Genomic DNA, 25,591 nt, shown 5'->3' with positions numbered 1-25,591 from the left:
AGGGGCCAAAAAGCATAAAACAGACCATGCCAAGAGTGCTGTGTCAGAACCGCTTTCTTGTCGTGTTCGAGTTGTTAAATCTTGCCCCTTGGGCTCACATTGAAGTGCGTGCACGACGCGCGAACATAGCATTGAACATACGCTGACCGTAGAGGCCGACTGCTAGGCCGAGTACGATCAACACCACCGCTAGTACTTTGCTCACCGGCACATTTTCGTTGAACACGAATACCGAGCCGAGCATGCCGAAGATAGGCACCAGCAGAGACAGCGGCGCCACTGTGGAAACCGGATAGGTTTTGAGCAGCGAGTTCCATATCCAGTAAGCGAACAGCGTGTTGGGATAGACCTGAAACAGGATCGACAACACGGCAGTCGTATTCACCTGACTGACAAACGCGGTGTAGCCGGCGCTGCCGTTCACCGCGTAATCGAGGGCGAACAGCGGAATCGGTGCAAACGCGCTGGACCAGACCAGAAAGCCGAAGACATCCTTGGTGCTGGCTTTCTTGTTGATGATGTTGGCAACGCTCCAGGACGCTGCGCCCATCAGCACCAGTAACACGCCGGTGAGGCTCACCGAACCGTCACTGATCTTGATGATGCACAACAGCCCCGCGAGGGCGATCAACATGCCCAGCACCTGGAAGCGGGTCAGCGCTTCCTTGAACACCCAACCGCCGAGCAGGATGGTGAAGAACGCGCTGAACTGCAGCACAAAGGACGCGATGCCCGCCGACAGCCCTGCCTTGATACCCAGGTTGACCACGCCCCACAGACCAATGCCGAACACCAGGCCATAGCCGATGATGTAGCGCCACGGCACGTCGGGTTTACGGATGAAGAAAATCGCCGGTAATGCACAGAGACTGAAGCGTATACCCGCCAGGATGAGCGGATCGACGGTGGCCAGTCCCAGTTTGATCACCGAGAAATTCACACCCCAGATTGCCGTTATCAATACAGCCAACACTACGTGCAGTGGTTTCATGGATTATTTGCCTTGGTGAAGGTGGTCGTCCCCGACGCGGCAGCCCAGCGGGATGATGTTCTTGCCACCGGCTTCCCACTGTTTCATGCCATCCGTTAACTGACGATCGCGAGAAGTTTATTAAGGGTTGAACGTTATGTGGACGTCAGTTCCAGGTAGGTCCAGTACAGCAGGGCAACTGCGCTGATGGCGGCACCCAAACTACAAACGGCGACCCAGCCAAAGTGTGCATATGTATAAGTCGCAGCGATGGCACCCAGACCACTGCCTACCGAGTAGAAACACATGTAAGCACCCACCAGTCGGCTTTGCGCATCGGGGCGTGCGGCAAAGATCAGGCTCTGATTGGTGACATGGACGGCTTGCACGGCGAAATCCAGTAACACCACACCCACCACCATGGCGAGTAATGAGTGTTCAACGAACGCCGTAGGCAACCAGGACAAGGTCAACAGTGCCAGCGCGACGCCCGTGGTGCGATTGCCGAGCCCTTGGTCGGCGAGCCGTCCGGCCCGTGCCGCTGCCAGCGCACCGGCCACACCGGCGAGTCCGAACAAACCAATCTGGGTGTGTGACAGCGACAACGGGGGGGCGCTGAGCGGCAGTACCATCGACGTCCATAACACACTGAATGCGGCGAAGATCAGCAGGGCGAAGGTGCCCCGGACACGCAATGCACGTTCGGTCAGGTACAACTGGAACACCGATCGCAGCAATTGCCAGTAGCCGCCTTTAGCTGGTGGCGTTGTGGAGGCAGGCATGGCGCGCATCAGCACCAGTGCCATGCCGGTCATCAGGGCGGCCGAGACAAAATAAACGCCGCGCCAGCCGGCCAGATCAGCCACTGCACCGGAGACGAAGCGGGCCAGCAGAATTCCCAGCACCACGCCAATGGTCACGGTGCCGACGGCTTCGCCACGCTGCTCGGGACTCGCCAGCGAAGCGGCGTAGGCAACCACCACCTGCACCACGACTGCCATCAGGCCCACGAGCACCATCGAGCCGAGCAACATGCCCCAATCCTGCGACAGACCAACTGCGCACAGGGCCAGAGCCGACAGCAGCATTTGTGTAAGGATAAGTTTCTTGCGATTGAGCAAATCACCCAGCGGAACGATGAACAACAATCCGACCGCATAACCCGCTTGCGTCGCGGTCACTACGATACCAATCGTGCCCGGCGAAACCGACAGGCTGGCAGCCATCGATTCCAGCAAAGGCTGGGCGAAGTAGACGTTTGCGACCGCCATGGCGCAGGTAATTGCAAAAAGAAAAGTTTGATAGCGACTAAGCTTGGGGGTGTCCCGGGGTTGGGGAGCTTGCGTGTACCCACCGCTGGATTTTTCGGCTTCGATTTCCATCTTTACCGGGGCACGAGACTTGAACGGCATCGCTCCATCCTTGGAATATGTGGTTGCAATAGAAAACCTTGTGTGAACTTTTAACAAACGAGGTTGTTAAATGCAACCACATGTGTAAAACATTTTCGTCTGACGTTAGAACTTTTTACATTTCCTGCTACCTCGCCTCCAGGAGCCCCATGGCCAAACAGCAATTATTGGCGCAGAGCGAATGCCCTGTCGCCCGCACGCTTGAAGCAATCGGAGATCGCTGGGTTTTAATGATCATCCGCGACGCGTTCGACGACGTTCGCCGCTTCAGTGAATTTCAGAAACGTCTTGGTCTCGCCAAGAACATCCTCACGGTCAAGCTCAAAATGCTCGTGGAGTTGGGCGTATTCGACATTCAGCCGGCCTCCGACGGCAGTGCCTACAAAGAATATGTGCTGACTGATATGGGCCGCGCGGTGTTCCCCATCGTCGTCAGCATGCGCCAGTGGGGGGAGCGCTACTTGTTCAACGCAGGGGAGAGCTACTCGGTGCTGCTCGACAATGAATTGTCGGAGTCAGTAGAAACCATCGCCGTACGTTCCAAGGCGGGCAAGGTGCTGACTCCGGCCGATTGTCATCGTCGGGTCGTCAAGCGCTGGGTTGACGCGAGTCGATAGCAACCGATCGCTGATCAAGTTGCTCTGTGATGATGTTGGCGGTTACAAAGCCAGCTTCGAACTGACGTTACCGAAACCGCAAGCCCTTCATAACGATTCCCTGACCACAAGCGGGCAATCTACCGGCTGGGCACCCGAGACTTCGAGGCCATCGATCAAGTACCGGGCGGCATTGCGACCGATCTCGTAATACGGCAGTTGCACCGTGGTCAGCGCGGGGATGAACAGTTCGGAAATGCCGATCATATTGTCATAGCCCAGCACGGCGACATCACCGGGGATTCTCAGGCCACGGCCCAGCAGCAGTTGGTAGGCACAAAAGGCTATGCGGTCATTGCCGCAGATCAGAATATCGAACTGCGGACGGCCATCAATCATGTGCCGTTCAAGGATGGCTGCGGTTTCCCCATAGGCGTCATGCTCGGAGAGGTCGTATTGCAAGAGTTCGCCGGTAGCCAGGCCGAATGCCTGGCAGGCACGCTGCATACCCGCCTGGCGAATTTTCCAGGCCAGGCTCTTTTTTGGCAGATTGATAAACAAAGGACGTCGGTAGCCCTGGCTGAACGCATGGTGCAAGGCGCGATACTGCCCTGTTTCGTCGTCCGGCACATAACTGACGAGGCTGCTGTCATCGGCTACGCAGTTGGCGAGCACCAGCGGTTTGCTTTTCAAGCGCTGGGGAATAGTCACTTCGCGCAACCCCATGGCGCTGAAGATCAACCCGTCAGGTCGGTGGGACAGCATCAGGTCGACGTTCTGGTCAGTGGGCGGGTTGCTTAGCAGGTTGAGGATAAATACGTTCCAGCCTGCCTGCTGTGCGGTCTGCTCGATGGACAGCAGCAGCTCTACCGCGAACGGCGTTGTCGCGGTGTCCAGCGCAAACACTCCGATGGTTCGTGTCTGCAAGTTGTCGCCGCGAATCCTGCGCGCTGACAGGCTGGGTACGAATTGAAGCTCGTCAATCGCGCTACGGACTCGCTGATACGTCTCGGGGCTCAGTTTTTCCGGATTATTGAGCGCCCGGGATACCGTCATCAGGGACACACCGGCCAATCGTGCAACGTCTTTAACTGAGGTCATGCAAGGCGGGGCCTGTCAGGTTGACTGATAATTATCATGCTACAGAGGCCTGATTTTTTTCGCGACTTCAATGATTTACCTGTAAGCATCCCGAAGAGAGTTCCCATGCGTTGGCAATGCACACCCGGCCTCCGGTTCCGTTGGCAATAAGCTTGACCCCCAGGCTGTCGGTCTTTGGATAAAGGCGACTACTGAAGCTGAAGCTGCCGTTTTGGTCAAACACCTCAATGGACGAGCGATCCAGGAAGACTCGCAGCTCAAGCCGGTCCTGTTGTGGATCTATTGCTACGCTGCGTTGACCGCTGACGTGGCTGCCCGACTGATCGCGGTCCAGTATCAAACGTTTTAGCGACGCATCGTAGTAAAGCAGAGTTTGCTCCTTGCCATCTGAACTGCAACGCAACGCCACTCCCAAGTGACCTTCGATGCAGTCGAGCAGGTCCAGGTGCACGTGGATTTCCAGCAGATCGCCGTGTACGTCATTCAGCCACTGAGTGCCCGCTTCGCTCCACCAGGGAGTGCCTGGCAATGACGCATTGCGCAGCGCTGTCAGTTCGCGTGCGGGGTGCACGCAAAGGCGATCGTCGCGCAGTTCGAGTTCGCGTGGCAGGCCGAGCATTCCGCGCCAGTGATGGGTTGCTGTGGGGGTCGGGCTTTCCCACATATCGAGCCACGCCCACACCAGACGTCTGCCATCGGCAGCCACGAGGGTCTGCGCAGCATAAAAGTCATGGCCGTTATCCAGTTCGATAAAAGGCCCGCCGTTGAACTGCCACTGGCTGTCGATTTGGCCCACTCGGTAGCCGGTATGAAACTTGTTCAGTCGCTCGTAGCCCTGGGCTGGCATGCCTTGGGGGGAGTAAAGCACTACATCGCGTCCATCAAGGCGAAACAGGTCAGGGCATTCCCACATATAACCATCGCCTTCGTTGCCGCTGGATACATAGCTCACGAATTCCCACGCGTGCAGGTCCACAGACCGATACAACGGCAGCAACGGCCTGTCGACCAGACGCGCACCGGCAATCAGGTACCAGTGGTCATCCTGCTGCCAGACCTTCGGATCACGGAAATGAATGATCGTGTCTTGCGGCGGGCTGTCGATGACGGCACCGTGTTTGACGAAGTTGATGCCGTCGAGACTGGTGGCCAGGCACTGCACCTGACGGATCAAAAGCTCGTCGCCTACCTCACCCAGCCAGGTGTGCCCGGTGTAGATCAGTGCCAGGGTGTCGCCACACACCACTGCGCTGCCGGAAAAACAACCGTCCCGGTCGAAGTCATCACCGGGTGCCAGGGCAATGGGCAGGTGCTGCCAATGGACCAGATCGGCACTCTTTGCATGGCCCCAGTACATCGGGCCCCATTTCGCGTCGAACGGGTGGTGCTGATAGAACACGTGATATTCGCCACGAAAGAACACCACCCCGTTAGGGTCGTTCATCCAGCCCGCAGGCGGGGCCAGGTGATAACCGGGTCGATAATCGTGGATTACCTGCGCCAGGCTATCCCTCAATGCATGGTGCGCGCGCTCAAGGGCGGTGGATATTGGACCGTTCATGGCATTCACAGAAAAACTCATAGGGAACCCGCTTGTACGAAGTGCGGCGTGGTGTCGTGTGTCAGGTGTTGGTCGGCGTCAGAGTGGCGTTTCAAGGCCAGGCCATCGGCGTCGAACACGTGCAGATTTTCGGTATCGAACTGCAGCGCGACCCGGTCGTCCACCTGCCATCCGGCTTTTGCCTCGCACCGGCAGATCAAGGGTTCGTTCTCGTCTGTAGCCAGATGCACATAGACCTCGCTACCCAGGTATTCGACACTGGTCACGGTGACGCCAGTGCCACTGTTCGCTGCACTTAGAGATATGTGTTCCGGACGGACACCCAGGGTCAATTGCGCGTCGTCGGCCAGGTTCGAGCTGTCGAAGGGCAGGGATGTCATGCCCAGTGCCGGGATATCGATCAGGCTGTTGCGGCTTGGTGCGTGCAAGCGGACTGGCAGAAAATTCATTCTTGGCGAGCCCAGAAAACCGGCGACGAAGAGGCTGGCGGGGCGCTCATAGAGTTCGCGTGGTGAGCCGACCTGTTCGACCTGACCGCCGTTGAGCACGACAATCTTGTCCGCCAGGGTCATCGCCTCGACCTGATCGTGGGTGACGTAGATCATCGTCGAGCCCAGCCGCTTGTGGAGCCGGGCGATTTCGTTGCGCATCTGGACCCGCAGCGAGGCGTCCAGGTTGGAAAGCGGTTCATCGAACAACAGGATGTCCGGTTCCCGCGCCATGGCTCTGCCCATGGCCACGCGCTGACGCTGCCCGCCGGACAATTCCCGGGGCTTGCGCTGCAGCAGTTTGTCCAGTTGCAGGATCTGCGCGGTTTTCAGCACGCGTTCGCGCAGGCTGCTTTTTTCCGTCTTGGCCAGCTTGAGGCCGAAACTGATGTTGTCGTAGACGCTCATGTGCGGGTACAGGGCGTAGGACTGAAAGACCATACCAACACCACGCTCGCGCGGTTCCAGGTCATTGACCCGTCGTCCGTCGATCAGCAGGTCGCCTGCACAGATCGAATCCAGTCCGGCGATCAAGCGCAGCAGCGTCGACTTTCCGCAGCCCGAAGGGCCGACGAACACAACGAACTCACCCGCAGCGATCTCCAGGCTGACATCGCGCAGAATGCGCGTGCCGCCCAATTGCTTGTTGATGTTGGCTAGCTTCAATTTCATCACGATGCTGTTCCTTGTCAGTTGTGTGCATCAACCTTTCAACGCGCCGGCAGTGAGGCCGGAAACGATGCGGCGCTGGAAGATCAGCACCAGAATCACCAGTGGGACGGTCACCAGCACCGACGCCGCCATCAACAGGCCCCAAGGCAATTCGTGGGAGCTGCCACCCGAAATCAGGGCGATGGCGACCGGGACCGTTCGTTGCGCGTCTGTCAGGGTGAAGGTCAGGGCAAACAGGAACTCGTTCCACGCGGCAATAAAAGCCAGCAGGCCGGTTGTGACCAGCGCGGGCCACAGCAGCGGCAACAGCACACGGGTGAGCGTGACCCAGGGCGATGCGCCATCCATGATTGCCGCTTCTTCCAGCTCATGCGGCAGTTGCCCCATGAACGTGGTCAGCACCCAGACGGTGAAGGGCAGGGTAAAAATCGTGTAGCTCAGGATCAGTGCCCATGAGGTGTTGTACAGACCCAGTGCGCGGATGACTTCAAACAGCCCCGACAGCACCGCGACCTGAGGAAACATCGAGACGCCGAGCACCATCATCAGCACCGTGCCGCGGCCTCGGAACTTGACCCTGCCCAGGGCGTAGGACGCCGTCAGGCCCAGGAACAGCGCCAGCACTACCACACTCAGCGCAACCACCAGCGAGTTGGCGATGGCCTGCAGGAATGACGCCTGACTGAGGACCGCTGCGTAATTGGAGAAGTCGGCTTCGGTGATCCAGTAGCTCACTTCAAACAAGGCACTGGACGGTTTCAGCGAGGTCAGGATGGCGTAATAGAAAGGGAAGATCGCGTACAGCAGCACGACCCCGACCAGGCCCCAGAAGGCCAGGCGCAGCAGCGCTTTCTTCAGTGGGCGCAGGTTCATGAGCGCACCTCCAGCTGGCGACGTCCGAGGTACAGATAAAGCATGGCAATCACTGCCACGACCAGAAACAGCAGGGTGGAGGCGGCGCTGCCGTAGCCGACGTCCTGGAACTCCACCAGGTGCTGGCGGGCATAGACCGACATGCTCATGGTGCTCGAAGAGTTGGAGGTCAGGACGTAGATGACGTCGAAGACCCGCAACGAATCGAGAATGCGAAAGATCGCGGCGACCAACAAGGCGGGCATCAGCAACGGCAGGGTGACTCGCCAGAACACCCGCACCGGATGAATGCCGTCGACCCGGGCGGCTTCGTAGCAATCGCTTGGCAGCATCTGCAGTGCCGCGAGCATCAGCAGGGTGACAAAGGGCACGGTCTTCCAGACGTCGACGATGATCACTGCCCACATCGACAGGTCCGCATCTGCCGTCCAGGCCAGCCGCGCGTCGATCAGGCCCAGGCTCAGCATCATATGGTTGATGATGCCGAACTGGTCATTGAGCATCCACGACCAGATCTTCGCCGAGACGATGGTCGGAATCGCCCAAGGGATCAGAATCAACGCACGGACCAGCGCGCGGCCGGTGAACTTGACGTTCAACAGCAACGCCACCATCAGTCCCAGGACCATTTCCAGCCCGACCGACACCACGGTGAAATGCAGGGTGTTGCGCACCGCGTTCCACCATTGCGGATCGACCAGCACGCCAGACCAGATGACGCCGTCGTAGAGCAGATAATTGCTCAGGCCCACGAATGAGCCACTGCCGGTATCCGACAGATCGGCATCGGTCAGGCTGAACCAGAATGTGCGCAGCAACGGCCAGGCCGCCACCAGGACCAGGCACACGAGCATCGGCGTCAGAAACAGCCAGGCGGCGCGTAGCCTGCGACGTTGTACAGGCGTTTCCCGGGTGACGAGTTCGTCGTCTCCGGGGAAGTCGGTAGAAGAGACGGGCATGTTGATTTCCTTACGTGTGGCTTACCAGTTCCGGCGTTTGATGCGGGTCAGTTCGCGTTCCAGTTCGACCAGTGCCTGATCGACCGGAATATCGCCCGCCAGCACGCTATGCACCCGATCGAAGAATGCGTTGGAGACGCGTGGGTAGCCGTTGGCCGTGATCGCGGCGGGGCGCATGACCCCATTGCTGAGGATGCTGTGCAGCTGCGGGTAGTAAGGCATCGCCGCGAGCAACTCGGGGTCGGCATACAGGGACTCGATGACCGGGTTGTAGGCACCTGCCAGGGCACGCTGTTTTTGCTGCTGGGCGCTGGTCAGGTAGGCAACCAGTTCTGCCGCCAGTTTGGGGTTGCGGCTGTAGCGCGAAACCGCCAGGCCCCAGCCTCCGAGCGTTGAAGCGTGGGTGCCGTTTGCGCCGCCACTGGGCAGGGGCGCGACGCCGACCTTGTCTTTTATCGCGCTGTCCTTGCTTTGCACCAAGGCCCAGACGTAAGGCCAGTTGCGCATGAACAGCGCATTTCCCGACTGGAATACGCCACGGCCTTCTTCCTCGGTGTAGTTAAGTACGCCGGGCGGTGAGATCTCGCCGATCCAGCTTTTTGCCAGGGTCAGCGCGACTCGTGAGGCCTGGCTGTTGACCACGATGTCTCCGCGCGGGTTGACCAGTCCGCCGTCCGGCTGGCTGCTGATCCATTCCAGGGCGTTGCACGTCAGGCCTTCATAGGCGCGCCCCTGGAACACGTAGCCCCACATAGTGGCATTCCCCGCATCGCGTTCGGCTTTTTGCACTTTTTTGGCGGTAGCGGTCATGTCCTCCCAGGTCTGGGGGACCGGCTGCTGGTACTTGTCGAGCAGATCCTTGCGGTAATACAGCAGCCCCGAGTCGGTAAACCAGGGCATCGACACCAGCCGGCCGTCGACGGTGGCGTTGTCCACCTGTGCCTGGAAATAGCCTTGTGTCGCATTTGCCGGAAGCAGTTCGCGCAGATCCGTCAGGTGTTTGGCGAGCATCCCCGGCCACACCATGTCGATTTGAATGATGTCGATGTCGGTGGACTTGGCACTGAGGATCTGCTGGTAGAACGACAGGCGTTCGGTTGCCGAGTTAGGCGTGGAAACCACTTGAACGTTGTTGCCGGTCTGTTTTGACCAGCTATCGACTGCATCCTTGCACAGTTGCAATTCAGCGCCGACGGCCCCGCACGAGATCGTTAGATCAGATGCGTTCGACAGCGTAGAAAACCCGGCAGACAGGGTGAGCAGCGCGGCGGGAAGAAGAGATTTCAGCTGTTTCATAGAGCCCTCTTTATTTTTGTTTTTATAAAAGTTAACGTTAACATCATCAATGTAACAGCGTATTTTCGATGTGGCACCCTTTTTTCTCCGATTTGCACAATTTTGTGCTGAAGGAAAAGGGCTCGGCCAACGTCACGAAAACAATAAAAACAAAACAGGAAGTCCACATGCAGAACGCATCAAGATGGCTACTCGCAGGGGTACTCGGCACCTCGACAACCGTCTCTCAGGCCGCGACTCTGGAAGAGCGGATGGCCGCATTCGAAGCCCGTGCCAGCGCTGCGGAAAAACGTGCAGCCGCAGCCGAACAGCAAACCCAGGCGCTCGCCAGGGAGCTTCAGCAACTCAAACTCTCGACCCCCGTTGCGCAGCCTGCCGCACCCACTTCTGCGTCCACCGTTGCGGCCAGTTCACAGCCGGCTCTGGATGATCGCGTGGCAAAACTCGAAGCCCGCCAGCAAAGCATGGAGAAGCCAGGCAGTGCCGGACACCTCACCGACGGGTTCAGCTTCAAGGGCTACGCTCGCTCCGGTCTGTTGATCAACGACGGTTTGGGCGGCGGTCGCGGTGGGCCTTATACAACCCCCGCAGGTTCAGTCGGTGGTGCGGTCGGGCGCCTGGGTAACGAAGACGACACCTACATGCGCTTCGATCTGTCGAAAGAGATCTACGCGCAGAACGGCACGCGCTCCAAGTTCACCGTCTCCATCGCCGACGGCGTTGAAAGCTATAACGACTGGACGGCCACCGAAAGCAGCCTGAACGTGCGTCAGGTATTTACCGAACTCGACCACATTGCCGCCTTCAAGGGGAATTCAGTGTTCGAAAACGCCACGCTGTGGGCCGGCAAGCGCTTCGACAGGGATAATTTCGATATCCACTGGCTGGACTCGGACGTGGTCTTTCTGGCCGGGACCGGTGGCGGTATCTACGATGTGCAGATGACCAAGGACTGGCGCTCGAACTACTCCCTGATCGGACGTAACTACGGCGATTTCAGTGAGGGCGGCGTCGATGCCGATGTGGAAAGCTACATCCTGACCTCCAACCAATTCTTCGACAATGGTCAGTGGCAGTGGATGTTCAATGCCATTGGCGCAAAGAAAAACGACGTCGGTACGCGCACTAATCAAGCGGGTTTTGCGCCAGCAGATTCAGGCCTGCACACCATGTTGGCCAATCACCAGAAAGACTTTTTCGGCAGGGAAGGCTTCTTCAAGACGGCGTTGCTCTATGGGCAGGGCCTGGGGGCTCAGGTCAAGGACATTGGCGCAGATGGTGAACTGATCGACGACGCCCGCGCGGTGCGTCTGGCGATGTACGGCGAGACGCCTATTGCGCCGGGATGGCGCATCGGCCCGAGCTTGCTGGCCGAGCAGAGCAAAGACCGCTACGTCAAAGGCGACGATTACCGCTGGCTCACTCTGAACATGCGCCTGGCCAACGAGATCAACAGTAACTTCGAGATGGCCTACGAGTTGAGTTGGCAAACCATGGACCTTGACCCCAAAGGCTACCTGCAACGCAATGCAGTCGACGGCAACTTCTGGAAGTTCACGGTTGCGCCGACCTTCAAGCCGGACATGGGTGACCTGCTAACGCGTCCCGAATTGCGAGTGTTCGCAAGCCTCATGAACTGGTCTTCGGATCTGGACCGCTACAGCACGACCGGCAACTTCGGCAAAAGTGATTTCAACTCCGGTGGTGTCTGGCAGTTCGGCATCCAGATGGAAACCTGGTTCTAGTGCGGTAGTTCAGATGTGCCAGTGAAAATTCAGGCTCTCAACTCATCGCTGAGCTCAGGGCCTGATTTCTTCAACGGGTTGTTTCGGCACTTTAGAGAACTTGTAAAACAGATTTGGCTCGCTGACGACGTACAGGTTGCCGTCGTGATCCATGGTCAGGCCTTCAGGTTGGGGAGCGCTGTTCTGGAGGTCGGAAAATGTACCCAGCAGTGATCGAATGCTGACGAAACGCCCTTTACCGTCCAGTTCTGTGATCGAGCGTGACTGATCGCTGAGCAGCAGTAAATGACCGGTACGCGGATCGAAGTAACCGTCTGAAAGGTCGCGTGCAGCGACGCTTTTCGTGATCCAGTCCAGCCGGTCGGCAATTTTGATCTGCAAACGGCCCTGATCAATGGAGCGCAGGACTCCGGAAACCTCGAACATCTGGCGCGGATCGCGTTCCTTGATCGCGAACAGGCGGTCGTTGGCAGGATCATAGGTCACGCCCTCGAATCCCTTGTTCTGGTTACTTGGGTTGATCAGTAGCGCAATGAACTGGGCTTCCTCGACGTGGATTGGGCGTGCTTGCGTCGGCAACGTGATGATGTCCAGTTGCTGGAGATCTTCATCGCACAGCACGATGCGACCGTTACCCAGATAAGCCACGCCTTCTGTGTCGTCGAAACCGATCAATGGGTAACGAGCGATTATGTCGCCGTTCGCGTCAAGCACCAGCAGTTGCATGGGGCCTTTGTTGGTCACTGCCAGCAGTCGATCATTGTCGTAGTCGTAGGTTATCCCGGAGATATTGGCGACGTCCGGGGCAAGTGGTTTGGCGTCGATAACCACATGGAAATCCGGCAACCAGATATTCTTTTCGGCTGCCGTATTGCCCTTCAACCAGGTGCGACCGTAGTGGTACAGCTGTTGGTGGACATGAAAGTGTGCCGACACGGCGTAAGCCAGCAGCAGAACCCCGAGAGCACCTGCACTCAGCACTATCTGTGCGAGTGATACCTGCCTTCGAGCGACATTCGACCACGTCAGCCGCTTTGCCTTGATCGTTTCCAACTGCATGGCTTCAGGCACTCCCGCGTGTCGGGCGGCTGGGCGGGTGATTAATCAACATTCTGCTGCCAGGCGAAGCGATAGGCTTTCATGAGCGGTTCCGGTTTACACAGGCCGTTGTCGGCATCGGCATCGACGATGAACCAGTCAGCTCTGGAGGTCTGACCCAGGGGCCGGGCTTTTTCCGGCAAGAAGCAATTGGCCAATTGTTCACCCGGGACCAGAGCAAAGGTGTCGGGATGTTCTCGTAGCCAACGGGCTGACTGTTCGATTGCCGACGGCTTGGCAAAACCGAAATGCACGATGGGTTGGCGTGCATACAGCCAGTGGCCCTCGCGCCAGTTGACCAGTACCAGGTCGGCTCCCTGGGTGACGCTGGCGGCTTGTTCCATCAGGCTCTTGTGTGGATTTTCTCCCTCTATGACGGGTTCGATGAACCCTCTGGCGAACCACAGGCTGAGCCAGACAACCACCACTGCGGGGACCAGTCGCCCAGCCCTGACGCGGTCGTGGAACCAGCGTTTCAACAACCAGGGCAGCAAGGGGGCAGCGACCAGTACCAGACCGGGCAGCGCCGGAAAGATGTAGATCTTGCGTTTGCCACTGGAGAGGCTGAAGAACAACAGCACCAGCAAGACCCAGCCGAGCAGTACCATAACCCGGCCATCCCGCTTGCTCAGTTGTCGGCGCCATGCCGGGATCAGCCAGGGCAGCACCAGCACCAATGGCAGCCAATACTGGGGGATGACTTTGACGAAGAAATACCAGAATGGCTCGCGATGGTCCCAGGCGCTGGCGTAGCGATTAGCCGTCTGGTGCAAGAGTATTTCCTGCACATAGGCGAAGCCTTCCGGCCCGCCATCACGCACGACCGAGATAACCATCGGCACCAGCCACACGCAGCATGCAAGTAATAACGCCAGTAGCCCCAGCGCCCAGCGGCCTATCTGTCCAGGCATGGCCACGACACCGGACCAGCCTTTACGCGCGGCATAGGCGTAAGGGATCAACATCAATGCGGGAACAAAACCGACGCCCTTGGTGATAATGCCCAGGCCCATGGCCGCACAGCTGAAATAAAACCAGCCCCAGGCCGGTCCGAGCAACAAGTGGCGAACCAGCCCATAGAAGCCCAGCGCAATCCATAAGCACAGGAAGCTATCGATTTGTCCGGTGCGCAGGATGCTGTAGGTCTGATAGGTCGCCAGGAACAGCAAGGCGGCGTACCGTCCGATACGTCGGTTCCACAGACGGCTGCCCAGATCGTAGAGGACTGCGGTGGTCGCGCCTGCAGAGAGCAGCCCGGGCAGGTAAAGCGCGATGTTCGGGCTGCCCGTCAACCAGATGAAGAATGCGGTACCCCACATGAACAGCGGCGGCTTGTCGGCATAAATCTCCCCGGCCCTGTGCGGGACGAACCACGAGCCGTTCTGCAGCATTTCCAGAGCAACGCCCAGAAAACGTTCTTCGTCCACGTTCTGCGGTAGACGCAGGCCCAGGCCGGCACCGACCAGTAAAACGGCCAGTGCGACCAGTAGCCATCCCTCGAGGCGATGCGAAAGTTGAGTTCGCAACGTCATTGCTCCTCGGGTGTCTTGGCCTGTCGGCTGATCAGCTGCAGGTTGCGCATGTACACCAGCAGACCAAAGGACTGGCCGGCAATGAAGACCGGGTCCTGTCGATAAATGGCGTAAGCCAGCAAGATAGTGCTGCCCAGCATCCTCAGGTACCAGAAGCCCACCGGAATGATGCTGCGCTTCTTGAATTCGCTGTACAGCCATTGCAGGACAAAGCGTCCGGTAAAGACGGCCTGCCCGACAAAGCCGAGGATCAGCCAGAAGGTTTCGTTGTCCGGTTTCATGACCGCAGTTCCTGTGCTTCAACATCCAGGCGGGTCCGGCGGATCAGCCACCAGACGCCGACCAGATCCAGAATGCCCACCAGTGCGCGGTCCAGATTGCCGTACTTGGACACGCCGGCCTGGCGATGGCGGTGGTTGACGGGGTGCGTGACCATACGGCCGTTATGCCGCTGAATCAGCGCTGGAATGAACCGGTGCATATGGTCGAAGTACGGCAGGCGCAGAAAAGCTGCTCGCTCAATCAGTTTCAGACCGCAACCGGTGTCTGGAGTCGAGTCTTTGAGAAGCCGGCTGCGCAGGCCGTTTGCGAAGCGCGAGGCCCAGCGTTTGCTGGCGGTATCGCGCCGATTCACTCGGTGGCCGGCCACCAGCTGGATCGCCTCGGGGCCTGCTTCGTGAGCGCGTACCAACGCCAGCATTCCTGGAATGTCCGCAGGGTCGTTCTGACCGTCACCGTCCAGGGTCGCCAGCCAGGTGCCGTTGGCCGCCAGTGCCGCGTGATAGACCGAGGTGCTCTGCCCGAGCGACTGCTCGTGGCGCAGGATCCGCAACACGGTCAGCCCGCTGTCCTTGAGGTGAGTCAGCACTTTCAAGGTGTCGTCTGTGCTGCCGTCATCAACGACCAGGATTTCGTAGCGCTCACCGTCCAGCGCTGTGCAAATCTCTTTTATAAGGCTGGGCAGGTTATCGGCTTCATTTTTGGCCGGTATCACGACGGAGAGAAAGGTGGGCGTGGTCATGGAAGTCCTGGTTATTGAAGTGGCACACAGAGCCGGGCCTGATAATGCTCCCGATACCAGTCGACGAAGGCCCTGACGCCGGTGTCGACCGAGACCTGTGGTTGAAAGTCGATCCATTGGCTCAGCGCACTGACGTCAGCCCAGGTTTGCAGCACGTCGCCTGCTTGCAAAGGCAGGTAGCGTCGTTCGGCGCGCAGGCCTAGCGCGGCCTCCAGGCAATCGACGAACTCCAGCAGCTTGACGGGCTGACCGCGGCCGATGTTGAAGAGTTGGTGAGGTGGCTCGCTGCCAACCGTGTCGGGCGGCAGCAAGCGCAGACGCAGGATGCTTTCGACAATATCGTCGATGTAAGTGAAGTCCCGGGCCATTTCGCCATGGTTGTAGATATCCACAGGCTGTCCGGCCAACATGGCTTTTGTGAACTTGAACAGCGCCATGTCAGGCCGGCCCCAAGGTCCGTAGACGGTGAAAAAACGCAGCCCTGCAGCCCTGTGGCGCGCAGGCCGTACAGGTGGGAATAGCTGTAGGCGGTGAGTTCATTGGCGCGCTTGGTGGCGGCATACAGGGACAGCGGCCGGTCGACGGCATCCTCAACCTGAAACGGCATGCGCGTATTGGCGCCGTAGACCGAGCTGCTCGACGCGTAGATCAGGTGCGCTGGTCTGTACTGCCGACAGGCCTCGAGCACGTTGATAAAGCCGACCAGATTGGATTGGGCGTAAACATTCGGTTGCTCAAGCGAATAACGCACACCGGCCTGGGCTGCCAGGTGGATGACCTGTTCGAATTCATTGTGCGAGAACAGGGCGGACAGGCCTTCGGCATCGGTGATGTCCAGCCTGGTGAACGTGAAACCAGGCAAGCGCTGGAGTATGGCCAGTCGCGATTGTTTAAGTTCGACGCTGTAATAGTCGTTGAGGTTGTCGATACCGACGACCTCTATACCGAGCTCGCACAGACGTTTGGCGACATGGAAGCCAATGAATCCGGCAGCACCTGTCACGAGCACCGTCATGGCTGGATCGCCTGGCCACGACCAATGCCATAGTAGGCAAATCCGGCATCACGCAATTGCGACGGGTCGAACAGGTTGCGGCCATCGAAAACCGCTCGATCCCGCAGTTTCTCGCCGAGCTGGTCCAGATCCAGAACCCGGTAGTCCTGCCATTCGGTCACCACTACCAGAGCGTCTGCACCTTCCAGAGCATCTTGCTTGCACTGCACCAGTTGCAGGTCATCACGCTCGCCATAATGATGCCTGATAGCTTCGATCGCCTGCGGGTCGTGGGCCTGAACCCTGGCACCGGCTGCCCAGAGTGCTTAAAGCAGGGCATGGCTGGATGCTTCGCGAATATCGTCGGTATTGGGTTTGAAGGCCAGCCCCCAGACAGCGAAGACCTTGCCCCTGAGTTCGCCGTGATAATGAGCGTGGATATTTTTAAACAGACGGTGCTTCTGGCGGCGATTGACCTGTTCGACAGCATTGAGCAGCGCTGTCTCCACCCCGTTCTCGCTGGCTGTGCCGATCAGCGCCTGCAAGTCCTTGGGAAAGCATGAGCCACCGAAGCCGCAGCCTGGGTAAATGAAGTCGTAGCCAATGCGAGGGTCGGAGCCAATGCCAAGCCGGACCTGTTCTATGTCGGCACCCACCTGTTCGGCCAGGTTGGCCATCTCGTTGATGAACGAAATCTTGGTCGCCAGCAGGCAGTTGGCAGCGTACTTGGCCAGTTCCGCGCTACGGGCATCCATGATCACAAACTTCTCGCGGTTGCGACTGAACGGCTGATACAACTCGCGCATCTGCTCCAGCGCTCGCGGGCTGGCCCCGCCGACGATAATGCGATCCGGACGCAGGCAATCACTGACCGCGCAGCCTTCCTTGAAAAACTCTGGGTTGCTGATCACTTCAAAGCCGTCATCGCGTCGTGGACTGGCAGCGATTTCAGCGAGCAGGCGGTCAACTGTCCCCACGGGCGAAGTGGACTTGTTGACAATGATCCGAGCACCGTCAGCGTGTCTGAGCACGGAGCGCAGCACGGCAAACACCTGGCTCAGGTCTGCTTTGCCGTCGGCTTGCGCTGGTGTGCCAACTGCGATGAATACCAACTCTGCAACGCGGCTGGCGTGCACTTCATCGATTGTGAAACTTAGTCTTTTGCAGTCCAGGCCGTTGCGGAGAAGTTCGCCAAGACCGGGCTCGAATATAGGGCATATGCCTTCGCGCAGCGCATCAATGCGTTTGCTGTCGACATCCATGCAGCATACGGTATGGCCCACTTCCGCCAGGCAGGCGGCAAGGGTAAGCCCCACATAACCGGTTCCGAACACTGTCACTTTCAAGTGCTGCTCCTTCTGCTCCATGAATTGAGGAGCCTGGTTTGTTTCAGGCGCCCGAACGCGTCTTGAACAACTAGCGCAAGATAAATGTCATAAATGTGTTAAGAAACGATGACATGAGTTTGTCATGTAGTGAAAAAGCCAAGGGCGGTCATACTTCAAGTGATCAGTTGGCAGCCTCTAGTTTCGCTTCATCATGAAAATAAAAAACAACCCTCCCAACAAAGCCGTCGCAATACCGATAGGCAGATCTTCTGGCGCGATAAGCGTGCGGGAAATGACATCCACCCAGATCATCAACAAAGCACCCAGAAGCGTGGCGACGGGCAGCAGTCGTCGATGCTCCGACCCCACCAGACGTCTGGCGATGTGCGGCACCATCAGGCCGACGAAACCTATGGAGCCGCACAGCGCGACCAGTACGCCTGTCATCAGTGAGGCGATCAGGAAAACTAGCAGGCGCACATTGCGTACTTGCAGACCAAGGCTTGTGGCGGTCTGATCGCCGCCCATCAGTGCGTTCAGGGAACGACCCAGCCCTTGCAAAAGAACCCAGCCAGACAGAACCGTGATCAGTGGCACAACAAGCAGCTCCCAGCGCGCCAGCCCCAGCCCGCCGAGCATCCAGAACAGCACTGAGGAGCTGGCGCGGTGATCGCCCAGAAACAACGACAGGTTAGCGATCGCCATCATTACAAAGGACACGGCCACGCCGCCGAGCAGCAGGCGTTGGCTGTCCAGTCGGCCTTTGTGGCTGGCCAGCCACAGCACCAGGCACAGGCTGAGCAGCGAGCCGACAAACGCAGCCAGTGGCAATGTCAGCGTGCCAAGCACTTCTCCTACATGCATGACCACGATAACCGCGCCAAGTGTCGCGCCCAGCAGGTGAGGGTCGGCCAGCGGGTTGCGCGTCGCTGCTTGCAGGACGCTGCCGATCAGAGCCAGTCCCGCGCCTGCCAGTACGCCCAGTAACACGCGGGGCGTGCGTATCAGCCAGACGATAGTTTCCTGTCCCGCGGTCCAGAGAGGTGGGTTTTCGCTGGCGCCGAACAGCTTGAACATCAGGATATCCATCACCCGGTTCAACGGCACAGGGGCCGCGCCGAAGGTGATGCACACCAGGCATGAGAGCAGCAGCACGAGCGTCAGAGTGATCAGCAAACCCGTGTACCGGCGAGGACGCTCGGTCAGCCACTGCGCCAGGGTCATCGCGTCACGTCATGAAATGCCGCTGCAAGCGTCTCGATGGCTGTGACGTTGTCGATGCCTGGCGTCACCGCCACGTAGGGCTGCACGACATAGCGTCGGTTGCGGATCGCGTCGACGGATTGCAGCGCCGGGTTGCTTTCAAGGAAGTGCTGTTTCTGCGCGGCGCTGACTTCGCCGTAGTCGACGATCACGATAACCTCGGGGTTGCTTTGCACAACCGACTCCCAGTTGACGTGGGTCCAGCTGGCCGCGACGTCGCCCATGACATTTTGCCCGCCCGCAGCGCTGATCAGTGCCTGGGGTATGGCCAGGCGCCCGGCGGTCATGGGCCGGTCTTCACCGCTGTCATACAGGAAAACCCTGGGCGACGATTTGCCTGCCACGCTTGCCTGAACCTCGCTCACGCTGCGGCGCATTTGCGTAAACAGCGCCTCTGCGCGGGCCTGCACGTCGAATATCCGGCCCAGGTTCAGCAAGTCGTTGTAGACATCCGCAAGTGTTGCTTCAGCGCGAGGCATTATCTGCGCGCAGGACTCGGTCAGTTCATAGGCCTGAATACCCAATGGGGCCAGGCTCTGCGGCGTGACGTCGCCACCCACCCGCATGCCATAGTTCCAGCCGGCAAAGTAGAAGTCGGCGTTGGCATTGAGCAGTGTTTCCAGAGACGGGTATTTGCTGGCCAGCTCGGGCAGGTTGCCAAGGTCGCGCAGCAGGGCCTGATCAGGTTTGTTCCAGCCGGTGATGCCGCTGTAGCCGACCATGTGTGATTGCAAACCCTGGGCAACCATCATTTTGGTGAGGTTTACATCGTTGCTGACTGCACGCTGCGGCGCAGCCGTGAAGGTCACCGAGCGGTCGCAGCTTTGCACGGTGACGGGGTAGGCGCTGGGTTGCGCTTGCACCATCGGACTGCACAACAAGGTGATCAAAGCCAGGCGGGTGAGCAGGGCGTTCATTTCAGGGTATCCAGGTAATGCGCGGGTAATCACGCAGAGGGTGGCTGTCGACCAGCGCCTTGGCGCCGAATACGTGGAGCAGCATTTCCGGGGTCAGCACTTCCTGGGGCGTGCCTTGCGCAATGAGCCTGCCGTGATGAATGACACACAGGCGATCACAGAATGCCGCCGCCAGATTCAGGTCATGGATACTGGCCAGCGTCGCCACGCCGAGCTGCTTGACCAGCCCCAGCAGTTCCAGTTGATGGCGCGGGTCCAGGTGATTGGTCGGCTCGTCCAGCACCATCAACCGAGGTTCTTGCACCAGTGCCCGCGCCAGCAGGCAACGCTGTTTCTCGCCGCCGGACAATGTGTCGAACCGATGCTGTTCATAGCCCGCCAGCCCTACGGCGTTCAAAGCGCTCTGCACAATCGCGCGGTCGTGGGCGCTGTCCGCAGCGAAGAAGCCCTGATGAGGCGCGCGGCCCATGCTCGTCACGTCCAGCAGCGTCAGGCCGAATGCATCGGGGAATTCCTGAGCGACCACTGCGACGTGCCGGGCGCACCAGCGCGGGCTGCGGGACCAGATATCGTGAGCGCTGATCGCAACCTTGCCACTGTGCGGACGACTGTAGCGGAATGCGCAACGCAGCAGGCTGGTCTTGCCGCTACCATTGGGACCGATCAGGCCGACAAACTCGCCGGCAGCGATCTGCAGATTGATATCTTTCAAGGCGAAGTGTTCGTGCGCGCAGACCGACGCCTGTTCCGGCGCCCACGCGATACGCTCTAGCGCAAGCATCAGAAACTCAGGTCCGCAGTCACGTACAGCGAGCGGGGTTCACCCAGAATCCATTGCTGGCCTTCGTTGTACTGACTCGCTGCGTATTGCCGATCAAACAGATTGCGCGCCTGCAAGCCGAGCGTGGTATTGCGCAGTGCTTTCCATGACAGGCTGGCGTCCGCCACGGTGTAGGCGGGCAGTTCGCGGGTGTTGGCGATATCGGCGTAACGGCTGTCGACGTAGCGCAGCCCGGCGCCGATCTGCACAGCGCTGCCGAGCTGTTTTTCGAGCCACAGGTTGGCCGTGCGCTTTGGCACATCGACGGGTGTATTGCCGTCACGCGAGACGGCCACGCCCGATACGCTCTGATCAAATTGGTCATAGCGCGCACGAACGAAGGCCGCGTTGGCGCTCAGGGCCCAGTCCTGCGGCAGTTGCATCTTCATGCTGGCCTCAAGCCCGTCGGAAGACTGCTGGCCTACCTGTTGGGTGAGGTCAGGATTGCCGGCATCGGTAGTGAGCAGCTTTTTCTTGAGGATATGGTAAGCCGCCAGCGTCCACTCCAGGCGCTGGTCCCACATGGCCTGTTTGAAACCCACCTCCGATTGCCTGGCGGTGGCGAGGTCGAATTGTTGCTGTGTGGGGTTGAGCGAGACAAGGCTGCCAACGCCATCGGTGCTGGTCGAGTATTGAGCGTAGACAGAGCTTTCAGGCGTCAGCGCGTAAACCAGTCCGATTTTCCAGTTGTTGCCGATCAGGTCCTTTTCTGTGCGGCTGTCGTCACGCAGGGCGTTGCGTTCGATATCCACGTAGTCACGGCGCACGCCTGTGATCACCGAGAGTTGGTCGCTTAGTTGCGTGCGGTTTTCCCCGAAGACCGACAGTTGTCGGGTCGTGCTTTTGAACAGCTCCGAATAGGGCGACGCACTCTGAAAATTGCCCGGTGCCGGATGTTCGATATCAATGGGGTCTCCCGCAGGATTCACATCGTTGTAGGGCGAATTGTTGGTCAGCTTGAAACGGATACGGTTGACGTCCATTCCCAGCACACTCTGGCTATCCAGCCCGCCCAGGCTGTGTTTTAAGGTGAACGTCTGCCGATCTCCCACCTGCTCCTGATTGTGCTTGATGCTGAAATAGCCGCTGCGCGACAGCTGCTGATTAGCAGCGTCCCAGTTGTAGTTTTCGGCGTTCTGCCAGCGTCGGTGCGAGGTCAGGTAGTAAAGCTCGTTGGATGAGGTGAGCCGGTCGGAGATCTTCCAGTCGGTGGTCAGCCGCGTCCATTGGTCGTCGTAATGTTGCTTGTCGTTCTCGATGTTGTAGTTCTTGTCTCGCAAGCCTTCGTGATAACGGCCATTGATCATCGGCACGCCGAAGTAGTTCATCGGGCGCTGATTGCCGCCGTCATGGGCGAGGGTGAACGTCAGGTCTTCGCTGGCCTGCCAGCGCAGGGCACCACTGAAGAACGTGCTTTGCGAGTCGCCGTCATCGATCCAGCCGTTGCTGCGCAGCTGATTGAGGTTCAAGCGGTAACTCAATTGATCGGTTAACGAGCCGCCGCTGTCCAGCGCGGTCTGCTGGCTATCGTACGAACCGTAGCCAAGGCGCAGGTGGTTTTCGATATCGCCTTCAAAAGGTTTCTTGGGAATGACATTGATCACTGCCCCGGTAGCGCCTTCGCCATAGAGCACGGAGGCCGGGCCGCGCAGCACTTCAATGCGGTCGATTGCCCAAGTATCCACCGGCATGGTGACGGTGCCCATGGCGCTGTACATGCGGCTGCCGTCATACAATTGCATCACCGAGCCCTGACCTGTGAAACCACGCGCGGACAACGCCGTGCCTCCGTCGCCGGGTGTACCGATCGCCGTGATACCGGGGCTGCGGGCCACAGCCTGCTGCACATTTTCGTCACCGCGACTGCGCACCTCGTCGCCATTCAGCGAGCTGGTGCTGGCCGGGGTCTGCAAGGCCGTCAATGACAGGCGAGAACCGGCATGGGTAACTGAATCTAGATGCTCTCCATCTTGCGACTGGGCCGTAGCCTTAATCGTGGACGGGGCAAGCTCGACCTGTTCGGAAGCGTTTGCGTAACCTGCGCTGCTGGCCAGCAGGCAGAGGGTTGTGACTACACGGCGGGACTGGAAAAGAGGGCTGATCATGGATTGGAGGGTCGCTTTGGAAGACTGCGCTTGATGATTTGTTAGTGTTATAACATAACATTTTTGCGGCGATATACACGTCTGTTTTTCTCCAAGGATGTGAGAAGACCTACGCTTATCACTAGTTAATCAAGAAAAAACGAGCACAGTCGCTCGAAGTCAGGATTTTCTTTGCTGAGTAAGAAAAACCTGGACGCGTAGACTGACAAAGGATTTTCCCATGCATCTGGCTGGATATGCCCGGCATCAGGAATCGCTAAAGCTCGCGGGCTTCCCTCTGCATCGACCGGCAAGGGTTCAGCCTGTCACGAGGATTGAGCAAACCGGCGAAACCCTGGCCGTGCCTCCAGGCGTTGCGCCCGATCCGGAGGATCTGCTGGGTCATTTACTGTCTCCAAAAACCACCGCGAGCATTACGTATATTCAGTGCAGGAAGAGGTGTTTGATTACATCGAAAAAATCACGAACGCCGTGCTCGCTGAGCAGCATGCGGCAAAGAAATATGCTGGGGTCACTGATCAATAACGACTCAATAAATCGCCCAGCACCCTGGCGTCAGCAACTCGACGAGATTTTCATCGGGGTCGCGGAAGTAAATGCTTGATCCGCCCTGGGGCCATTCAGTCCGGCCTTCGATGGCCACTTCGGCCTGAGCAAGGCGATCAGCCCAGGGTTGCATCTGGTCGGCGTTGATAGCGAAGCACACATGAATTCGCCCTTGCGCATCATGAGGCGGTATTTCTCCGCCGCTCAGATACTGCGTCTGCAGTGAAGCTCCGCATTTGAACAGCAGCAAGGTACTTACACCGCCCACATTGAATGCCACCAATGTCGGGCTTTCAAACATGACCTCCAGTTCAAGGGTGTCGGAATAAAAGTCCCTGGCCTTGGCGAGATTCTCTACATAGAGCGCCGTTTCGATAATTTTGTTGAGTCGTAGCATGTGGTGTCATCCCTTCCGTTTTGCGACAAGTCTTCCCTGATCAACGGCTTCTCGTTGATCAAGGACGTGTGGCAAGTTTTACCGGGAGGCCGACGGGCTGACCAATGCTCGGTTCTTATGTGCGTTATAAGCCTGAACTATTAAAGAACACCGAAGTGGGCCTGCGGGGCATTTCTATGCCCGCCTTGTCACCACCAGCTCCACCGCTGCAATGCGGTCCACGTCTTCGTAACCCTCTTCAAGCAACTCTTCGCCAAACACATCCGGGTCCAGTTCGCGATAGGTCCATGCCAGCGCCGCATGATCGATATCGCCGCGTACGGCCTCGAAGAACGGGTCGTGCTCGCCCACCATGGCCACGCCGGTATAGAGCACCAACGAGCCGCCCGGGGTAAGGCGATCCAGTGATTCGCGCAGGATGCGCACTGACAGGTCCGCGCCCAATGCGTCACCACCGTGGCGGTAGGCGCGGCGTTTGGCGTCTTTCATGTACGGCGGGTTGGCAACGATGAGGTCGAAGTTGCCCGTCAGACCCGAGAGGATGTCGCTGTGGCAGCATTGCATGTTTTCCAGCCCGGCCACCCTGGCGTTGGTCTGAGCGAAATGCAGGGCCTTGGGGTTTATGTCGACGGCGTATACCTGCGCCTGCGGGCGCGCAACTGCGATCAGCAGGGCACCAGCGCCGGTGCCACAGCCGATGTCGACAGCACGGCTGATCGAGTGTGAAGTGCCTTGCAGATGACGATTGATGGAGTGCGCAAAGCGATAGGTATCCGGACCGAAAAACACCGAGTCTTCATCGCCGGTAGGAAATGCGGAATGCACCAGTAACAAGTCATCCAGGCTTGAAAATCTCACCCGGCTCTTCAAGCCGTCTTCGCTGCGTTGAAGAATACCGGCTTCCAACAGCCCCTGAGCCTCTGCAACCGGAAGCATGGACTCCGGTATCGTACGGCTCCATCCGAAGACATCCCGCAGCGATACCGCAGTGCGGTTCTCCGGGCGTTGATTGACGTGTTGATGAGTCAACGGCGTGGGCGTGATGAAACGATAGCCACTGGTTTTGAGGCGCTGGGCGAGCGCAATCAGCGCGGCGCTGTCGGGCAGTGATTGAGTCATGGGCGGGCTCCTGTCACTCGTTCGGCCATGCTGCTGACAAACAGGCGAGTGGCATGCAGCCCGGCGGCTGTCGCGTGCCTTGCCGGAGACATGCTTTCGATCAACGTAGACATCTTCTCGGACGCTGCTGCCGACTCGAGTTTCATGTGCAGCTCGCGCACATCCGGGTCAGCATCCGCCGATGCAGGCACGGCAAGAACCGGCAATGGCTGAGCACCGCCTTGCAGATTGCGGAAACGGGATCGAAATGCTTCCGGCAGACGCTTGCCGACAGGCTGCTGAGCGCTGCCATCCGATAGCCATTCGCCGGCGATCCAGTCGTGCACCAATTGCTTTTCGTAGCCATTGAACACGCCGAACATCGGTGCACCGACCCCTTCGAACAGTTTCCAGAAGCGGCTATTGAGAGGGTCTTCGTGACGCTTGATCCAGCCCCTGTTTTGCAGCACGGCAAGAAACTCCGGGATCTGGTCGGGCTCGGCAAGCCACTCGTTGACTGTCTTGCCGTCCAGACGGCAATAGTCGGAATGCATGTGCTGACCGAAGGTCCGCTTGCGCTCCAGCATGGCGATCACCTCCTGCTCCAGATCGAACGACTGGATCACAGCAGTCGAGCCCATGCCCAACTCGTTCAGCCTGTAGCCATTGGCGACACGGCGATAAAATTCGTCGCGTTCCTGGCCCACAGGCAACAGCTCAAGAACGCTCTGCGCAGCCTTGCTGTCAACGCCAACTAAAAAGTGACCCCCTTCCGTGCTAAATCGCCAACTTAGTTTTG

Annotated in this window: 20 protein-coding genes and 3 pseudogenes; 2 read left to right on the top strand and 21 right to left on the bottom strand. The window is 58.7% G+C overall.

Features of this window, described 5'->3' with window-relative positions:
- Nucleotides 1–94: 94 nt before the first annotated feature.
- Together AO277_RS16790 and AO277_RS16785 are read right to left on the bottom strand one after the other, a co-directional pair.
- The gene (locus AO277_RS16790) at nucleotides 95–991 is read right to left on the bottom strand and encodes an EamA family transporter (protein ID WP_010217114.1); all 897 of its coding nucleotides are present in this window, start codon (nucleotides 989–991) and stop codon (nucleotides 95–97) included.
- Between the two features lie 134 nt (nucleotides 992–1,125).
- The gene (locus tag AO277_RS16785; RefSeq protein WP_031597028.1) at nucleotides 1,126–2,382 is read right to left on the bottom strand and encodes an MFS transporter; all 1,257 of its coding nucleotides are present in this window, start codon (nucleotides 2,380–2,382) and stop codon (nucleotides 1,126–1,128) included.
- 149 nt (nucleotides 2,383–2,531) lie between these two features.
- Between AO277_RS16785 and AO277_RS16780 the strand changes: the two genes are divergently transcribed.
- On the top strand, nucleotides 2,532–2,999 hold the full coding sequence (locus AO277_RS16780; protein WP_031597027.1) for a winged helix-turn-helix transcriptional regulator: 468 nt from the start codon (nucleotides 2,532–2,534) through the stop codon (nucleotides 2,997–2,999).
- Between the two features lie 87 nt (nucleotides 3,000–3,086).
- Here the strand turns inward: AO277_RS16780 and AO277_RS16775 are convergent, their stop codons facing one another.
- The 6 genes from AO277_RS16775 to AO277_RS16750 all read right to left on the bottom strand — a co-directional run bounded on the left by AO277_RS16775 (nucleotide 3,087) and on the right by AO277_RS16750 (nucleotide 9,928).
- Nucleotides 3,087–4,079: a LacI family DNA-binding transcriptional regulator gene (locus AO277_RS16775; protein ID WP_044318386.1), complete on the bottom strand. Its 993-nt coding sequence runs from the start codon at nucleotides 4,077–4,079 to the stop codon at nucleotides 3,087–3,089.
- A gap of 67 nt (nucleotides 4,080–4,146) precedes the next feature.
- The gene (locus AO277_RS16770) at nucleotides 4,147–5,661 is read right to left on the bottom strand and encodes a glycoside hydrolase family 32 protein (RefSeq protein WP_044318387.1); all 1,515 of its coding nucleotides are present in this window, start codon (nucleotides 5,659–5,661) and stop codon (nucleotides 4,147–4,149) included.
- Complete coding sequence (locus tag AO277_RS16765) at nucleotides 5,658–6,803, bottom strand: ABC transporter ATP-binding protein (protein ID WP_269459977.1); 1,146 nt, start codon at nucleotides 6,801–6,803, stop codon at nucleotides 5,658–5,660. Before AO277_RS16765 ends, AO277_RS16770 begins: the two co-directional genes overlap by 4 nt.
- A 27-nt stretch (nucleotides 6,804–6,830) precedes the next feature.
- The gene (locus tag AO277_RS16760) at nucleotides 6,831–7,673 is read right to left on the bottom strand and encodes a carbohydrate ABC transporter permease (protein WP_003430791.1); all 843 of its coding nucleotides are present in this window, start codon (nucleotides 7,671–7,673) and stop codon (nucleotides 6,831–6,833) included.
- Entirely contained in the window at nucleotides 7,670–8,632 is a 963-nt protein-coding gene (locus AO277_RS16755) for a carbohydrate ABC transporter permease (RefSeq protein WP_044318388.1), read from the bottom strand. The genes AO277_RS16760 and AO277_RS16755 overlap by 4 nt, the downstream gene beginning before the upstream one ends.
- A 21-nt stretch (nucleotides 8,633–8,653) precedes the next feature.
- Nucleotides 8,654–9,928: an ABC transporter substrate-binding protein gene (locus AO277_RS16750; RefSeq protein ID WP_044318389.1), complete on the bottom strand. Its 1,275-nt coding sequence runs from the start codon at nucleotides 9,926–9,928 to the stop codon at nucleotides 8,654–8,656.
- Between the two features lie 167 nt (nucleotides 9,929–10,095).
- Here AO277_RS16750 and AO277_RS16745 point away from each other — a divergent pair, with 167 nt between their 5' ends.
- Nucleotides 10,096–11,673, top strand: a complete 1,578-nt coding sequence (locus AO277_RS16745; RefSeq protein ID WP_042930958.1) for a carbohydrate porin — start codon at nucleotides 10,096–10,098, stop codon at nucleotides 11,671–11,673.
- Between the two features lie 54 nt (nucleotides 11,674–11,727).
- Here AO277_RS16745 and AO277_RS16740 read toward each other — a convergent pair whose 3' ends face one another.
- The 13 genes and pseudogenes from AO277_RS16740 to AO277_RS16680 all read right to left on the bottom strand — a co-directional run.
- Nucleotides 11,728–12,732 (bottom strand): SdiA-regulated domain-containing protein, encoded by a 1,005-nt coding sequence (locus AO277_RS16740; protein WP_052834981.1) that lies wholly within the window; start codon nucleotides 12,730–12,732, stop codon nucleotides 11,728–11,730.
- A gap of 41 nt (nucleotides 12,733–12,773) precedes the next feature.
- Nucleotides 12,774–14,303 carry an ArnT family glycosyltransferase gene (locus tag AO277_RS16735; protein WP_044318390.1) on the bottom strand — a complete coding sequence of 510 codons (1,530 nt, stop codon included), beginning with the start codon at nucleotides 14,301–14,303 and terminating at the stop codon, nucleotides 12,774–12,776.
- Nucleotides 14,300–14,584 (bottom strand): lipid-A-disaccharide synthase N-terminal domain-containing protein, encoded by a 285-nt coding sequence (locus AO277_RS16730; RefSeq protein WP_044318391.1) that lies wholly within the window; start codon nucleotides 14,582–14,584, stop codon nucleotides 14,300–14,302. Before AO277_RS16730 ends, AO277_RS16735 begins: the two co-directional genes overlap by 4 nt.
- Nucleotides 14,581–15,324: a glycosyltransferase family 2 protein gene (locus tag AO277_RS16725; RefSeq protein ID WP_044318392.1), complete on the bottom strand. Its 744-nt coding sequence runs from the start codon at nucleotides 15,322–15,324 to the stop codon at nucleotides 14,581–14,583. Before AO277_RS16725 ends, AO277_RS16730 begins: the two co-directional genes overlap by 4 nt.
- A gap of 11 nt (nucleotides 15,325–15,335) precedes the next feature.
- Nucleotides 15,336–16,339 (bottom strand): annotated as a pseudogene (locus AO277_RS16720) (NAD-dependent epimerase).
- Nucleotides 16,336–17,664: pseudogene (locus AO277_RS16715) on the bottom strand (UDP-glucose dehydrogenase family protein). Before AO277_RS16715 ends, AO277_RS16720 begins: the two co-directional pseudogenes overlap by 4 nt.
- 177 nt (nucleotides 17,665–17,841) lie before the next feature.
- The gene (locus AO277_RS16710; RefSeq protein WP_044318393.1) at nucleotides 17,842–18,870 is read right to left on the bottom strand and encodes a FecCD family ABC transporter permease; all 1,029 of its coding nucleotides are present in this window, start codon (nucleotides 18,868–18,870) and stop codon (nucleotides 17,842–17,844) included.
- On the bottom strand, nucleotides 18,867–19,826 hold the full coding sequence (locus AO277_RS16705) for an ABC transporter substrate-binding protein (RefSeq protein ID WP_044318394.1): 960 nt from the start codon (nucleotides 19,824–19,826) through the stop codon (nucleotides 18,867–18,869). The genes AO277_RS16710 and AO277_RS16705 overlap by 4 nt, the downstream gene beginning before the upstream one ends.
- 1 nt (nucleotide 19,827) lies before the next feature.
- A complete protein-coding gene (locus AO277_RS16700) occupies nucleotides 19,828–20,607 on the bottom strand; it encodes an ABC transporter ATP-binding protein (RefSeq protein WP_044318395.1) in 780 nt (259 codons plus the stop codon).
- The gene (locus AO277_RS16695) at nucleotides 20,607–22,751 is read right to left on the bottom strand and encodes a TonB-dependent receptor (protein ID WP_236691224.1); all 2,145 of its coding nucleotides are present in this window, start codon (nucleotides 22,749–22,751) and stop codon (nucleotides 20,607–20,609) included. The genes AO277_RS16700 and AO277_RS16695 overlap by 1 nt, the downstream gene beginning before the upstream one ends.
- Before the next feature lie 529 nt (nucleotides 22,752–23,280).
- Nucleotides 23,281–23,694, bottom strand: coding sequence for a VOC family protein (locus tag AO277_RS16690; protein ID WP_004660647.1), 414 nt, complete (start codon nucleotides 23,692–23,694; stop codon nucleotides 23,281–23,283).
- A 174-nt stretch (nucleotides 23,695–23,868) separates the two neighbouring features.
- Entirely contained in the window at nucleotides 23,869–24,813 is a 945-nt protein-coding gene (locus AO277_RS16685) for a N5-glutamine methyltransferase family protein (protein WP_002555975.1), read from the bottom strand.
- Nucleotides 24,810–25,591, bottom strand: a pseudogene (locus tag AO277_RS16680) (iron-containing redox enzyme family protein); the annotation flags it as partial. The gene AO277_RS16685 and the pseudogene AO277_RS16680, both read right to left, overlap by 4 nt.

Source organism: Pseudomonas amygdali (genome assembly GCF_002699855.1).
In the GTDB taxonomy this organism is placed as follows: Bacteria; Pseudomonadota; Gammaproteobacteria; order Pseudomonadales; family Pseudomonadaceae; genus Aquipseudomonas; species Aquipseudomonas amygdali.
This window is presented reverse-complemented; position numbering and strand designations above follow the sequence as displayed.